12 protein-coding genes are annotated in these 14,290 nt (G+C 43.1%); 4 read left to right on the top strand and 8 right to left on the bottom strand.

What is annotated here, in order from left to right; genetic code table 11:
- Positions 1-79 precede the first annotated feature (79 nt).
- The 3 genes from ACED42_RS15650 to queD all read right to left on the bottom strand — a co-directional run bounded on the left by ACED42_RS15650 (position 80) and on the right by queD (position 2,293).
- The gene (locus ACED42_RS15650; RefSeq protein ID WP_371703245.1) at positions 80-1,222 is read right to left on the bottom strand and encodes an amino acid permease; all 1,143 of its coding nucleotides are present in this window, start codon (positions 1,220-1,222) and stop codon (positions 80-82) included.
- An 81-nt stretch (positions 1,223-1,303) separates the two neighbouring features.
- Complete coding sequence (locus ACED42_RS15645; RefSeq protein ID WP_131825228.1) at positions 1,304-1,501, bottom strand: hypothetical protein; 198 nt, start codon at positions 1,499-1,501, stop codon at positions 1,304-1,306.
- Between the two features lie 429 nt (positions 1,502-1,930).
- Positions 1,931-2,293, bottom strand: coding sequence for a 6-carboxytetrahydropterin synthase QueD (queD, locus tag ACED42_RS15640; protein WP_041472835.1), 363 nt, complete (start codon positions 2,291-2,293; stop codon positions 1,931-1,933).
- Between the two features lie 327 nt (positions 2,294-2,620).
- Between queD and ACED42_RS15635 the strand changes: the two genes are divergently transcribed.
- On the top strand, positions 2,621-4,255 hold the full coding sequence (locus ACED42_RS15635; protein ID WP_371703244.1) for a methyl-accepting chemotaxis protein: 1,635 nt from the start codon (positions 2,621-2,623) through the stop codon (positions 4,253-4,255).
- 114 nt (positions 4,256-4,369) lie between these two features.
- On the opposite strand, the gene ACED42_RS15630 is transcribed toward ACED42_RS15635, so the two are convergent.
- Positions 4,370-5,860 (bottom strand): SulP family inorganic anion transporter, encoded by a 1,491-nt coding sequence (locus ACED42_RS15630; protein WP_102249789.1) that lies wholly within the window; start codon positions 5,858-5,860, stop codon positions 4,370-4,372.
- A 684-nt stretch (positions 5,861-6,544) separates the two neighbouring features.
- Here ACED42_RS15630 and asnS point away from each other — a divergent pair.
- Positions 6,545-7,945: an asparagine--tRNA ligase gene (asnS, locus tag ACED42_RS15625; protein ID WP_004734710.1), complete on the top strand. Its 1,401-nt coding sequence runs from the start codon at positions 6,545-6,547 to the stop codon at positions 7,943-7,945.
- Positions 7,946-8,289: 344 nt separating this feature from the next.
- A complete protein-coding gene (locus ACED42_RS15620) occupies positions 8,290-9,669 on the top strand; it encodes a hypothetical protein (RefSeq protein ID WP_371703242.1) in 1,380 nt (459 codons plus the stop codon).
- 93 nt (positions 9,670-9,762) lie between these two features.
- Here the strand turns inward: ACED42_RS15620 and ACED42_RS15615 are convergent, their stop codons facing one another.
- The 4 genes from ACED42_RS15615 to ACED42_RS15600 all read right to left on the bottom strand — a co-directional run bounded on the left by ACED42_RS15615 (position 9,763) and on the right by ACED42_RS15600 (position 13,760).
- Complete coding sequence (locus ACED42_RS15615; RefSeq protein ID WP_269336291.1) at positions 9,763-10,923, bottom strand: serine protease; 1,161 nt, start codon at positions 10,921-10,923, stop codon at positions 9,763-9,765.
- A gap of 1 nt (position 10,924) precedes the next feature.
- On the bottom strand, positions 10,925-11,602 hold the full coding sequence (locus tag ACED42_RS15610; protein ID WP_371703241.1) for a hypothetical protein: 678 nt from the start codon (positions 11,600-11,602) through the stop codon (positions 10,925-10,927).
- A gap of 420 nt (positions 11,603-12,022) precedes the next feature.
- On the bottom strand, positions 12,023-12,229 hold the full coding sequence (locus ACED42_RS15605; RefSeq protein ID WP_004734707.1) for a hypothetical protein: 207 nt from the start codon (positions 12,227-12,229) through the stop codon (positions 12,023-12,025).
- A gap of 127 nt (positions 12,230-12,356) precedes the next feature.
- Entirely contained in the window at positions 12,357-13,760 is a 1,404-nt protein-coding gene (locus tag ACED42_RS15600; RefSeq protein ID WP_371703239.1) for a PLP-dependent aminotransferase family protein, read from the bottom strand.
- Between the two features lie 220 nt (positions 13,761-13,980).
- On the opposite strand from ACED42_RS15600, the gene ACED42_RS15595 reads away from it, so the two are divergent.
- Positions 13,981-14,280 (top strand): hypothetical protein, encoded by a 300-nt coding sequence (locus tag ACED42_RS15595; protein ID WP_009847048.1) that lies wholly within the window; start codon positions 13,981-13,983, stop codon positions 14,278-14,280.
- Positions 14,281-14,290 lie beyond the last annotated feature (10 nt).

Raw genomic sequence — 14,290 nt, 5'->3', positions numbered from 1 at the left:
TTAAAACGCTTTTATCTCGAACAAAATTTAACCACGAAAGGTCAACACGCCCTAATTATTCAACCACTAAATTGTTCTGCTAAATCACTTGTGAGATTAGCAAGAAGCAACCAAACAGCAATGAGAACAACATCATTGCGCTGCCACCTTCTGCTCGGTATCGGTCTTCCGCGACCTTCATAAAGCGTTGCTTATGAACCATCACCAGAGGAACAAAAACAGCCAAGAACACTAAGATGATACCTGCGTAGTTCAACACTTGTAGGAACTTGTCCGCAGCAAGCAATGAACCCGCCAACGGCAAGATAAAGCTAATGCAGTACGTTACCGCGGTGTTCTGGTTGAACATGTCCTTGTTCTGGTTGAATAAAGACATCGCCACACCAAAGAAAGAGGTCAGCAACGCCAAGCCAGTGAAGGTAGACAGAACGTTACCCACCCAAGGAGACTGAGCCTCAAAAGCCGCCATCAAATCTGATACGTTCTTGAAGCTTCTAAATTGCTCTTCGCTCAAGTTACCGACCACAGCAAACAACCAGCACAAGTAGCACACTAATGGAATCAGAGAACCGATAATAACCATGTTACGCAGCTGTTTGTCTGTCGCTTCGTGGTTGTAAGAAACCAAGGTTGGAATCACAACCATAAAGCCAAAGCTCGTAAACAGGATGGCACTGGTTTTGATTAGATCGACATGGTCATGACTGGTTACCTGCATCAAGTTTTCTTGCGTCATACTTGGTGCCAAAAACACCATGGTTGCAAACAAGCTTGCTAGCATCACAAAGAACAATGCGCGGTTGAGCTTATCAATCACTCCGGTGCCACTTGCGACGACAGCACCAGCAAGTAACGTAAACACGACTTGGCTCGTGGTCGCGGTGAGTTCAACGCCAAAGTTAGACAGTAACTTACTCAGCAAGTCACCTGCGCCCAGAATGTAAGCCATCAATAGGCAAATCAATAACGCGTAAAGTAGGCCGTTGGTAATCAACTGCCCTTGTTTGCCCAGAGTTTTTCGAGCAATAGAGTTCAACCCTAGACCGCCACCCGCTTTGATGGTCGCTTCTAGAAGTAATAATGCTGCGTAAGTGGTGCCGAAACAGATCAGAACCATCAGCAGCGTGCCGTAAAGCAATCCAAATTGAGCTAATACCATTGGGATCGCAAGCATACCAGCACCGAGAGCGGTACCAGCGATAATTAGGGAGCTACCCATCATTTTAATATTCATTGTTTTTAACTTATTTGTTTAGTTTTTATAGATATGAGTCTTCGTACATCGAGCGGATGACAAAGGAGTTCAGATAGAAATAGAGTTATAAAACGAATAACAATAGGAGCGATAAGCGGTAAAGAAGCGTGCAGAGACGTGGTCGAACAAGGTGTTCAAAGGGGAGCTTGTCTTAAAAGAGGTAAAACGAGAAGCGTGAGTTTGCGTTAACTGATGTGGTGAACCTTCTGTAGGTTCAATAATCGGCGATGTAATCTTGAATTTCATGTATGTGTCCAATAATTAAGTCACATTCCATAGTATTTGAAGCAGCGTATCCATTGCTGCCCTACCTCTGTCATTAGAGGTATTTTCATCTTATCGAATGAGCTTTGAAACACAACGCTATAACCACATTTTTTGCTATTAAATTGAACAAAATAGCCATTTGGATACAAATCGACCACCAAACCGCGTAAAACAATAATCATTATTAATAAAAAGCGGAACTATAAACACCCCACCCCATAAACAACAAAGCTTGTATAAAGAGCACCCAAACATATATGACAGCTACAAAAAAGGCGCTCTTGTAAGCGCCTTTCGTTCGATTATAGCTTTTAAGGCTATAACCTTGAAAGCTATAGTATTGAAGACTGTTGCCTTGATAGCTGTAACTTTGATAGCTGTATCTTTGAAATCTACAGCATCGAAACCTTATTCACCGCGGTAGATACAACCCGCTGTACATGTTTCTTTAATCTCAACCTTGCTCAAAAGTGGCAAGCTTGGTTTAAGTTCATTCCAGATCCACTTAGCCAATACTTCACTTGTCGGGTTTTCTAAACCGTCAATGTCGTTTAGGTAGTAGTGGTCTAAACGGTCGTAAATTGGTTTGAATACAGCTTTAATTTCAGAAAAGTCGATTACCCAACCTGTATGCGGGTCAACTTCGCCTTCTACGTACAAACGAACAAGAAAAGAGTGACCATGCAAACGACCGCACTTATGCCCTTCTGGCACGTGTGGAAGATGGTGGGCTGCTTCAAACATAAACTCTTTGTATAACTCAGTTCTCATTGTGTTTCTCAGGCTAAAAAAATGACACGCAATATTACGTAAAACCAATGCACACTACAAGTTCTATCACCACTGTACGGCCTTATTAGCGGCAAGGGGGGAGCTTGTTGCTAGCCACTCACTTGAGTCACAATAAAACACATATAAAGATGGCTTGAAAATCACCATACGCTTAACCTTCTCGCCCAACGAGAAACAAACCCGCTACATCACAGAAACATAACCACAACCGGAGTGTGGTCACACAATCGGTTATACCCCATAGGTGGTAGAGCCGCTTACACGTAAAGTATGCATGTCATTATACTTAATAAAAACAAACACCTTATGCGCTCAACAATCACCTTTAAAATCCTAGTAGCCCTCGCCATTGTGTTCACTTTCTTGCTTGCAATATCGACTTACTTTCAATATTCGCAGCAAAAGCAACTTGTAAACTCGGTGTTAAGTGAGCAGCTTCACGATAAGGCAAGCAACTATTTCGATAGCCTTAATATGATGATGCTGACTGGCACCATGGCACAAAAAGAGACCCTTCGTCAGAAAGCGTTAGCGCAAGAAGGCATTGAAAATGTTCGTGTACTGCGCGCCGATGCAGTGAGCAAATTGTACGGACCTGGCAATGACAACCAAACACCTATTGATGATATCGATAAACGAGCGCTAGCAGGCGAAACTGTTATCGAACCCTTTTCTGCCGATTGGGGTAAAGGCTTGGTTATTGCTCTGCCAATGAAGTCGAGCGAGAACTATCGCGGCACCAATTGTGTGGCATGTCATATGGCACCAGAAGGTGAAGTATTAGGCGCGATTCGCCTAGAATATAACCTCAGCCACGTTAACGCGCTGATCAACACTCAAACCATGGCTGCTATAGGCATTATGGCGGTTATCTCCTTCGCCGGGTTTGTTCTTACGATGGGATTAATTCGTAAGATTATCGTTCGCCCTCTTCAACAGACTTCGCGGTTTATGACCCAAGTAAGCAGCGATAAAAACCTGTCCACTCGTTTGCCCGAACAAAGTAAAGATGAGATTGGCACGCTGGCTAACGCCATCAACTCGTTCATGGGAACCGTTTCTAACAGCTTAGAAAAGGTACAAGATACTTCGCACAAACTGAATGCGTCAGCCAATCAACTGACTAGCGTTGCACAAATTACCGAGCAAGCCGCCAGCGATCAACAAAACGAAACCGCTGAAGTACAAAACAATATCGAAGGGATACAGGCGCAGCAAGTTAATGTAGAACAAGCCACTTTAACCGCGTCAGAACTCATCAATCACACCTCAGATGTGGCTTGTAAGAGTGCTAACCAAGCACATGATGCAAGTAGTGAGATTAAGAATCTAGTGAGCAGTATCGAAGAAGTGAAACACAAGATACAAACACTTAATGAGCAAACTGGAGAAGTCTCTTCAATATTGAGTGTGATTCGTGGCATTGCCGACCAAACCAACCTTCTAGCCTTGAATGCAGCGATTGAAGCGGCTCGAGCGGGAGAACAAGGTCGCGGCTTTGCGGTAGTGGCAGATGAAGTTCGTAATCTTGCATCACGAACGGCAGAGGCTACTGGCAGTATTGAGTCTATCATTCATCAGTTCCAACAAGGCAGTGAAGAATCGCTGAATTCTGCTGACCGCGTTTGCGAACAAGCACATCAAAGCTCGACAGATATCGACGCACTGTCCGTTGAAATGAACGGTGTCGTTGAAGAAATGAAACAAGTGTTAGCTCATGCACAAAATATTCAGCAACAGACGCAATCCACCACACAAGCAACCCAAGATGTGCAACAAAAAGTTGAAACCATCACTTCTCACGCCGACAACACATCGCAGTCTGCAGCTGAAACTCGTGGAATCAGTAATGATTTGGAAGAGCTGTCGGATCACCTTGAATCTCTTATCAACCAATTCACCTTATCGAACTCAAATACCAACGATAAAGGTCAGTCATAGGCCGTTAGAACTCCCCTAGCGACATCAACAAAAAAGCGCTCAAAGATGAGCGCTTTATCTTCACAACAATGTCTAGTTCAGGCTTTAAGATTTTAAGAGCACCTTAAACCACGATTAGTGCGTAATGGAAACCGCGGTTAAATCTTTATGCTTGTGGTACATCGCGTGCTTAAATATCAGATTCGCACTCACGGTATCCATTCCTGCGACCTCTACATAAGCACCCTTTTTTCGGAACTTAAACACGACCTTATCAAGCGCCTCAACCGACGTGTTATCTAGGAACGATGCATCCGATATATCGATCGTCACTAAAGAGGTGGCCTTGTCATAGTCAAATAGATCGACAAACGCATCTGAAGAAGCAAAAAAGACATGGCCTTTTACTCGATGGGTGGTGTGCAGTTCGTTAGTCACCACTTCATCAGATATAAAGACCATGGATTTGCTGGCATGCGCATAAAACAGAGCCGATAACACCACGCCAACCGCAACACCTATTGCGAGATTGTGAGTAAACACCACCACCGCCACGGTTGCTAGCATGGTTACATTGGTTGGGAGTGTGTGGTCTTTAAGCTCAACAACAGAACGCCATGAAAACGTGCCGATTGAAACCATGATCATCACAGACACTAAAGCGGCCATCGGTATCAGCTTCAACCAATCAGAAACAAACACCACCATTAGCAACAAAACAACCCCAGCGATCATACTGGATAATCGGGTTAAGCCGCCTGATTTGATGTTAATGATCGACTGACCGATCATCGCACACCCCGCCATACCACCAAATAGTGAGGCAACGATGTTTGCTACACCCTGCCCTTTGCATTCATTGTTCTTATTACTTTCAGTATCGGTCAGGTCATCCACGATCGTCGCCGTCATCAATGATTCCAGTAAGCCAACCAGAGATAGAGCGATAGAATATGGCAGGATGGTTGCAAGCGTATCGAACGTGAATGGGATATTAGGAATCAAGAATACCGGCAGTGAATCCGGAAGCTTGCCCATATCGCCAATCGTTCTGACATCTAAACCAAATAACAAACTAATGATTGTCAGGGCAACAATAGCGACCAATGGAGAAGGTATTGCACGACCAAACTTGGGAAAATATGGAAGCAAGTAGATGATCGCCAAACCCAAAGCGACTAACACGTAAACACTTGAAGGAACGTTGATCAACTCAGGAAGCTGGGCCATGAAAATGAGAATCGCGAGCGCGTTAACAAATCCAGTAATCACCGATTTGGAAACGAAATTCATTAGGTTACCAAGCTTAAGATACCCGGCTGCGATTTGAATGACGCCAGCTAAAGATGAAGCAGCGAGTAGATATTCGAGTCCGTGCTCTCTCACCAAGGTGACCATTAATAGCGCCATAGCGCCTGTTGCACCGGAAATCATTCCCGGACGACTGCCAACCAAAGCAGTGACGACACAAATACAGAACGAGGCATAGAGCCCTACTTTAGGGTCAACGCCTGCAATAATTGAAAATGCGATGGCTTCAGGGATCAATGCGAGTGCAACCACAATCCCAGATAATGAATCTCCTTTAACGTTTGATAACCAGTGTTTTTTTAAATAATTAAGCATGTAATTCTCTTTTACTTGTACAGCCAGCCCTGCCTTGTTGAGACATAATTTGATCGACTGTTTTTCTTGAATGAGCGAGCGCTCGAAAAGTGCGGGTGTAGAGAGAATGCAGGGGTTAAGGCGGCGTAATTAACACGTGAACATTAAACTCCTTTAGTGGGTGATTGTTTAGTAGAACGAAATCAACACCTGTGCTTTTTTTTATCGCGTTTGTCCTACACAGGTCAGAATGGCTGACAATATAGAGTGAGTGCCACTTTAATCACACGACCAATATTGCAAACAAAGGTTTCGAATATTAACGATTTCTGAACAAACCAAAACTGTTAATGCCCTTCAGTCCCGTCGTTTGAACTACTCTAATTACAGCAGATCAACAAGTAATGAAAATCCTTAACCATTCGCACTAGTCCACTCCCCTAGTTCTCTAAAATCAACAATCACAAGGAAAAATCGAACAAAAAACACACCCTCAAACACATTTATTGTCAGTACACACAATATTTCTTTCACCAAGCAAGAATAAAGGTTGAAGCTGTCGGTATGACAGGTAATATGTTCAATCGATTTAAAAAGTTTATACAACTTAATGTTTCGGCTAATTATTGTGCAAATGTATGTTTATTTGCAGCAATGCCAGAGACTTTGAGTTGAATTTGTCCCTCAATGGAGAATGAAATCAACATGACTTACGCGCCTGTAACAGACGTACTTGGCGGCAAGCTAGCGGTAGACAGTGAAGTAACTGTTCGCGGCTGGATCCGTTCACGTCGTGATTCCAAAGCTGGAATCTCTTTCCTTGCCATTTATGACGGCTCTTGTTTCGACCCGATTCAGGCCGTGGTTCCTAATAATCTTAATAATTACGAAGACGAAGTATTAAAGCTAACAACTGGCTGCTCTGTTGAAGTAACGGGTAAGATTGTTGAGTCTCCTGCGAAAGGTCAAGACTTCGAACTAGCAGCAACTGACGTTAAAGTTGTAGGCTGGGTTGAAGACGCTGACACTTACCCAATGGCTAAGACACGTCACTCTATCGAATACCTTCGTGAAGTTGCTCACCTACGCCCACGTACAAACGTGATCGGCGCAGTAGCACGTGTACGTAACTGTCTATCTCAAGCGATTCACCGTTTCTACCACGAGCAAGGTTTCTTCTGGACTTCAGCTCCGCTTATCACTGCATCTGATGCAGAAGGCGCTGGTGAAATGTTCCGCGTATCGACGCTAGACATGGAAAACCTACCTCGCACTGACGAAGGCAAAGTTGACTTCAATGAAGATTTCTTCGGTAAAGAAACTTTCCTAACAGTATCTGGCCAACTTAATGCTGAAGCTTACGCTTGTGCACTAAGCAAGGTTTACACGTTCGGTCCTACGTTTCGTGCTGAAAACTCAAACACAAGCCGCCACCTAGCTGAGTTCTGGATGGTTGAGCCTGAAGTTGCATTTGCAGACCTTGACGATGTAGCGAAACTGGCTGAAGACATGCTTAAGTACGTTTTCGCTGCTGTTCTTGAAGAGCGCCGCGACGACCTTGAGTTCTTCGCTTCTCGCATCGACAAAGAAGCAATCACTCGTCTAGAGCAATTCGTAGACGCTGATTTCGCACAAGTTGACTACACTGACGCAATCCAAATCCTACTAGACTCTGGTAAGAAATTTGAATTCGACGTTGAGTGGGGCATCGACATGTCTTCTGAGCATGAGCGTTACCTAGCTGAAGAGCACTTCAAAGCGCCTGTTATCGTTAAGAACTACCCGAAAGACATCAAAGCTTTCTACATGCGCTTAAACGACGACGGCAAAACAGTTGCGGCAATGGACGTACTAGCACCAGGCATCGGTGAAATCATCGGTGGTGCACAACGTGAAGAGCGTCTAGACATTCTAGACGAGCGCATGATTGGTATGGGTATCGACCCTGAGCACATGAGCTGGTACCGCGACCTACGTAAATACGGCACAGTGCCTCACGCTGGCTTCGGTCTTGGCTTTGAGCGTCTAGTGTCTTACGTAACAGGTATGGGCAACGTTCGTGACGTTATCCCGTTCCCACGTACACCACGCTCTGCTAACTTCTAATCTCAGCTTTCTTCTTTCAGAGAAGTCAGTATAGATAGATAATTAAACAGATAAAAACCTCCGTATATACGGAGGTTTTTTTATTCCCCGAGATTATTTCCGTTACCCACAACCTCCCTTCCCCACCCACAAATTCTCCTGCGTATTCTCGATTCAAAAGCGGTTAGACGCGAAGATAACAAATCAACAAATCAACAAATCAACAAATCAACAAATCAAAATCATATAGTTAAGCACTGTAATTTTATGTAATGAACACCTGACAAAGTCATACAGTATTGATGTCCTGTATAAATTATTCTTCTTACTAATTAATTTGTGAATATAAATTTTTAGGGACCCCAATGAAAACAACCATTTTATCTGCAGCTCTACTAATCACTTTAACCGGATGTGGCGGAGGAGGCTCATCGACTCCCGCGAAAAAACCAACAGTTAAGCCAACGCAAAAGCCAGTGGTATTTATCTCTAAATGTTCGCAACCCTTACAAGGGGATACAGCCTTAACCTTCAAGATTAAGGGTACAATAGCGAGTGTCAATGGCGTTGCATGTAGTGGTAGCCCCAAAGCATTTGACGATATGATCAAAGCTCACCCGAATACAAAAACGCTGAACTTCATCGATATGGGTGGCTCTATGAATGATGATGCCAACATTCAACTAGCGTACAAAGTAAGAGCGAAAAAATTAGACACGTACATTAGCTCTATTGGACATGTCGCTTCGGGGGGAACTGACCTTTTCGCTGCGGGTGTGAAAAGAACGATTGAACCAGGTGCTCGATTAGGCGTTCACTCATGGGCACAAGGGTCTTTACAAGGGGCTTCATTGCCTGTTGGTCATAGTGAGCATAAACCCTACATTGATTATTATAAAAAGATGGGATTACCAGATCCGAGCGGCTTCTACTGGTTTACACTGAAAGCTGCTCCGGCTCAAGGAATGCATTATATGACTCCTGCTGAAGTATCTACGTATGGTTTGGCGTCTGTAATGACGGGTGTTACAAAAGACCTACGAGCAAATTACACTCCTAAAAACAGCCTTTTGAACAACAACCTGCTGGACGTTGTGAGCGATAGTCTGAAAGCTGTAGCCGTTGAAAACCACGTGAGAAGCAGTGTCTATGTGCTCGACCATGTCTCTTCACTATTATTCAAGCAATTTAATGTATCAAACCGAGATGAGTTAATAACCTACTTAAAGGGTAATGGTAAACTAGATCCTGTTACCAAATCGTATGTATTCAAAGCTACATCAACTCAGCCGACGACTGTCTATAACTCAAAAACGGACACAATAAATACAGCATATAGGTCCGATGATAAGTACCGTGTCGCTCCTAAGCCCTTAATTGAAACGGGTTTGATGATCGAAAATTATGGCATTGAAACATCACACACATCTGTTCAGGTTGAATTGAACAAAAGCGCGATCCAAGTTGAGATTGCAGATGAACAATTTACCCTAGTTAAAGACCCATCAGTCAACACAATTAACTACTGTAAAAAAATCAAGTTCAAAGTCGCATCAGGGAAACTGGTCACTGTTGCTAACTGCTTAGAGAGCACTCTCAAAGGTGACCAAGTTCAACTTGTCAATTACGAAAGAACGACAAAGAGAGATATGCTAGGTAGCGTAGCTCCGACCGTAACCAAATCGGTAACCAAGACTTCGAACTTTGAATTCAATGCTAAGCAAAGTACGCTAATTACTAAGTAATTTTACAATGTGTAAAAAAAGCCCTACTTGACATAAGTAGGGCTTCCTTTTTATTTATTGCGCTTAAGTTTCATTTAAGCTGTCCAGACTAAATTAGTCAGCCTTGCGTACCAAAAAGTGATCGAGCATAATTTTTTCACCTGTACTTTGAAGAGGCTTAAATTCAATGACTAACTGATCGCCTTTCTGTTCAAATGCATTCACTTTCAAAAACAGACTTTCTTTGTCCGCTTTAATGTTATGAGCGACCTGACGACCATTAACAAACACATCAAATGCAGGCGCTTTAGAATTTACAGGTATCACTGTTTCAAAAGTGTACTTTTCCCCTTCTATCGCATAAGCGGTGTTATAAATACCACCATCCGCCGTCCAGTAAGTGCCATTGAAATCCATACTATCCGCGTTCCAATAGCTGTAAAATGCATGCAGATTTTCAATATCGTTCTGAGTTGTTGACGTCCACTTTACGTCAGAGAGGTTTACTGGTTTCGTGTAACTAAAGCCATGATCTCTCATATCTTTATTTAACGAATCTAATCTTCCCAAAACATCATCGAAGGTATCTTGCCAACCAAGCTCACCATAATATTGAAGCCCTATCTCCCCAATAATATAAAACTCACCATCTCTCTCAATCGTGATACCAGAGCCTGAATCCCCATGGATAATTAACCACTGCAAGTTACTTTGAGGCATGATCACTGGGTCATATTTGTACTCAGCTAACCATTTTTTGTCTGTGTCGTTGTACTTAACAAACTTTTTGCCGCCATTACGTCCGTTATAGTTGCCAAAGCCAACGCTATTTACTTCATAGACTTCTGAATGATCAAACATCCCTTTCTCAGGCAACTTCGCCGGCTTGATACCGGTGATTGGCGTATCTAAGCGCACCAAAGCAAAGTCGTAAATACCATCGGTAAATTCATACTCCCCCCACTCACCATCAGGGTCAGTAGTCGCACGTGACGTATGAACAACATTGTACTTGCCATTCTTATCTTTTTCATAAGAAGAACAAGTTACCGCATTTTCATATCCTTCACTTTTTGAACCTGACACATGATTTGCTGTGATAACCCAATACGGGTCGATTAAAGTGGCCGACCCTGCATTCATGTGGCAAGCAAAATCAAATTGAGTTTGTAAGGCAAACGCTTTGTGTTGAGTAACCGAGCGATCCATCTTGCCTATGCCCGCCTGCGCTGAAAAAGTAGCAACGATCGCTGATGCCAAAATAATTTTTTTCATGTTACTGAGCCTCTCTCAATTGGACAGCTTCAATAGCGTGGTAACCCTGTCTAGCTTCAAAGTCGAACTGTCTATGTTGACGTGTATAAGTGATTTCGACGATATCATCAGGAGATTGGGATTCGAAAACTATCGTATTTTTGACGCTGGTCATGTGAAAGGAAATATCATTTTTAATAGTGATACATTGCTTTTTAACACATGCGGTTACATCAGCAGAAGAGAGCCAATTGTGTGTATAAAGCTCTACAGAAAATCGCCCGCCTTTACCTGGCTGAACGTCAAAAGAGAAACCACTAGTGCCGACAAGTAAACCAGAGAAAGCTAGCTCTTGGTTGTAATCTGTAGAATCACCACCCTGCCAGTAATAACGGTTACCAATTGCGTTTTTGGTCTCTGAATTAGAAACTTGTCGTAATTCACCAATAACGTTTACGTCACCAATTAAAGCACTATTGGGTTTATCTTTTCTTTGATGCTCTCCATACAAGAAAACCCAATCTAAACCGTTCAAGTCAACGTCTCTTGCGTAACGATACTTGCCATCATTAAGTTCATAACCGATGAACTCACTAGCGATCGACAAAGTATCTGTACCAATTTCTGAAACATTACTTAATTTATTTAAATCGACGTCAATCTCACTGGCCGCTGCATTAGTTGTTAGCAATGCCAACATGCAGAGGTTCAATTTTGCACATTTTAATCTCATATTTTCGCCTCAGTATTAGTTCCAAGTAATTGTAGGCTAAAGATAAGTTGAAAATGTAAGGTGCTGTAAGGGCTTTGTTCATCACGATTCAAACCTCACCGACTGATAGTTGGCGCGAATAACTATAAACCCAACCATACCAATAGTTAATGATGATAAATGGCGTTTGCCAAGCTTTTGACTAAAGGTGATTTACTTTCCAAGTAGTGACTCGACGCTCCTTACATATGCTTACAATAGGTATGGATAGTAATTGTATGTCATTAAGAATTTTTATTTCACGACGATAACAGCGATACCTATGCAAGTTCGTTTCATGTATACAACGAAAAAGCCCCACCAAATCATGGAGGGGCTCTGAAAGATCATTTTTGTGTACTCAAAAACTTAGTCGACATCTTGGTCGATAGCGTATTTTATCGCGAGACCGCAGATTGCCATCATAACGAATGGGATGGCGGCAGTCGTGTATTCTGCCCATGCCATATCAGCGAATGCTTTTGCCAGTAGTACGTGGCCGAGGATTAACAGAAGTGCACACACAATAGCAACGATAATCAACTTAACTTCGTTACCCATAGTCATTTTCAACATAACGGTATCTCCAATATTTGGTCTATCGATATTGAATCACAACTCGTTGGTCAAGAAGGCGTACAGTTGCATCGGAATCAGTCCGTACAGTTGGAATCATTGTCTTTTTTATGAGTGACTTACGGTTTTACGAGTGCGTAAGTTGATGCGCAAGTTTACCAAGTAAGAGCAGCGCTTGCTCTTTCTCTGCTGTGAGTTCATAAGAGAAGTTCAATCTGATCGCGTTATCTACTCTGCCCTGCTCACTAAACAGATCGCCTGAAGCGACGCTGATCCCCTGAGCAATTGCGAGTTGATGGAATTGTTGGCTATCGAAGTGAGGAGAGAACCGTACCCACACGAAGTAACCACCAGCAGGGTCTTCTATCTCGATGGAATGTGGGAAATATTGCTTAATGACCTCTATAAATCGCTTTTTTCTCATTAGAAGATTTTTACGCAATTTACGAAGGTGATTGTCGTAGCTTTCGTGTGTCAAGAAGTGCGCGACGCCAAGCTGCACAGGAGCACTACTCGACAGCGTAGAAAGAAGCTGAAGTTTTTGAATCGCATCATTAAAACGCGAACTCACCACCCAACCAACACGATAGCCAGGACATAAACTCTTAGAGTAAGAGCCGCATAGCAACACTGAGTCTGTTTTATCAAATGCTTTTAGCGGTTTAGGTTTATGCCCTTCGAAATATAGGTCGCCGTAAACATCATCTTCGATAATATAAGTCTTGTATTGTTCAGCAACCTCAACCACTCGGCGCTTCGCATCTTCAGACAAACTTGTCCCTGTCGGGTTTTGAAACGTCGTCATCAGCCAACACGCTTTCACATCCTGGTTTTGTAGTGCGCTTTCAAACTGCTCAATATTCAATCCATTGATTGGACAAACATCCACTTCGATAGGGTTGAGTCCTAACCTCTCGACAGCTTGCAGAGCACCATAGAAAGCGGGAGATTCAATCACAACGTAGTCACCGGGCTTGGTTACAGTTTGAAGGCTCAAGTTAAGCGCTTCCATCGCACCAGAAGTAATCACGATATCTTGATGGTTGACGGTAATACCTTGCTGCAGGTAACGTTGAGCGATTTGTCTTCTTAGGGACTCACTGCCCGGTGGCAGATTATTGATCACACTGGCACCTGTCATCTTCCTTCCCGCACTGGCGAGGTTTCGAGTCAAGGTAGGCAAAGGAAAAAGGTCAGGATCTGGGAATGCTGATCCAAAAGGAATAACCCCCTCTGCCGAACTCGATTTCAAAAAGTCGAATAAGCGATCATTAATGGCTTTCTTTTTGTGTACTAACGGCAGTTCATAATCAACGCCGTCCACACGTGGTGCAACAAAGTAGCCCGACTGAGGCTTAGCGATGATCCACCCTTCGCTTTCTAACAATTGGTAGGCTTGTAAGACAGTACTATTGCTGACGCTGTAATTGCGACAACTCATGCGGACGGAAGGGATCTTTTCTCCTGGACGCCACGTGTTGTTCGCTATCTGAGTTCGAATATCCTTTGCAAGCTCTTCATAACGCGCCATCTAATTGTACTACCTAGAGAAATTCTAATAAGCCTGAGATTTTATCACTAACGTTAACAACTATTGCTTCTATCCATATGATTGAGCCTAATTTCTATAATAGTGTGAATTGGTTCACAGATAACTTTGTATGCTTTGCTAAGTTTGTAACCAAGGCGAGAGCCAAGTTCGTTCTACGCCTCTATAATTTGATGTAATCCAAAAAACATGCGAGATAAAAATGAAAAAAATAGAAGCAGACCAGTTAAGTTATAAAGGAGAGTCAAACGGTGTTCATAGTTGGACAACACCGAGTGGCCAGCCATATTACTGGCACCCAGACTGGCTCCATATCGCTGAAGATGCAACAGGCTCACATCCAAAGCAGGAGATCGACGTCGATCAAGACCAAGCACCAACTGAGAAACACGCGGTGTCTGCTATTCTGAAACACCTAAACCAATGGGCATCAGACAAACTAGCATCTCACCCAGACATTGAAACCAACTCAATTGAATCTGAAATCAATCTGAAAAAGTAATTTGATTAGA

The sequence above is a fragment of the Vibrio sp. FF145 genome (assembly GCF_041439075.1).
Lineage (GTDB): Bacteria > Pseudomonadota > Gammaproteobacteria > Enterobacterales > Vibrionaceae > Vibrio > Vibrio tasmaniensis_A.
Note: the sequence above shows the minus strand (reverse complement) of the source record. Positions and strands in the feature narration are given on the sequence as shown.

What these genes read in the sequence shown, in the direction of transcription:
- ACED42_RS15650 (WP_371703245.1), bottom strand. Translation starts at nt 1,222, where the DNA reads ATGATGGGTAGCTCCCTAATTATCGCTGGTACCGCTCTCGGTGCTGGT.
- ACED42_RS15645 (WP_131825228.1), bottom strand. Translation starts at nt 1,501, where the DNA reads ATGAAATTCAAGATTACATCGCCGATTATTGAACCTACAGAAGGTTCA.
- queD (WP_041472835.1), bottom strand. Translation starts at nt 2,293, where the DNA reads ATGAGAACTGAGTTATACAAAGAGTTTATGTTTGAAGCAGCCCACCAT.
- ACED42_RS15635 (WP_371703244.1), top strand. Translation starts at nt 2,621, where the DNA reads ATGCGCTCAACAATCACCTTTAAAATCCTAGTAGCCCTCGCCATTGTG.
- ACED42_RS15630 (WP_102249789.1), bottom strand. Translation starts at nt 5,860, where the DNA reads ATGCTTAATTATTTAAAAAAACACTGGTTATCAAACGTTAAAGGAGAT.
- asnS (WP_004734710.1), top strand. Translation starts at nt 6,545, where the DNA reads ATGACTTACGCGCCTGTAACAGACGTACTTGGCGGCAAGCTAGCGGTA.
- ACED42_RS15620 (WP_371703242.1), top strand. Translation starts at nt 8,290, where the DNA reads ATGAAAACAACCATTTTATCTGCAGCTCTACTAATCACTTTAACCGGA.
- ACED42_RS15615 (WP_269336291.1), bottom strand. Translation starts at nt 10,923, where the DNA reads ATGAAAAAAATTATTTTGGCATCAGCGATCGTTGCTACTTTTTCAGCG.
- ACED42_RS15610 (WP_371703241.1), bottom strand. Translation starts at nt 11,602, where the DNA reads ATGTTGGCATTGCTAACAACTAATGCAGCGGCCAGTGAGATTGACGTC.
- ACED42_RS15605 (WP_004734707.1), bottom strand. Translation starts at nt 12,229, where the DNA reads ATGTTGAAAATGACTATGGGTAACGAAGTTAAGTTGATTATCGTTGCT.
- ACED42_RS15600 (WP_371703239.1), bottom strand. Translation starts at nt 13,760, where the DNA reads ATGGCGCGTTATGAAGAGCTTGCAAAGGATATTCGAACTCAGATAGCG.
- ACED42_RS15595 (WP_009847048.1), top strand. Translation starts at nt 13,981, where the DNA reads ATGAAAAAAATAGAAGCAGACCAGTTAAGTTATAAAGGAGAGTCAAAC.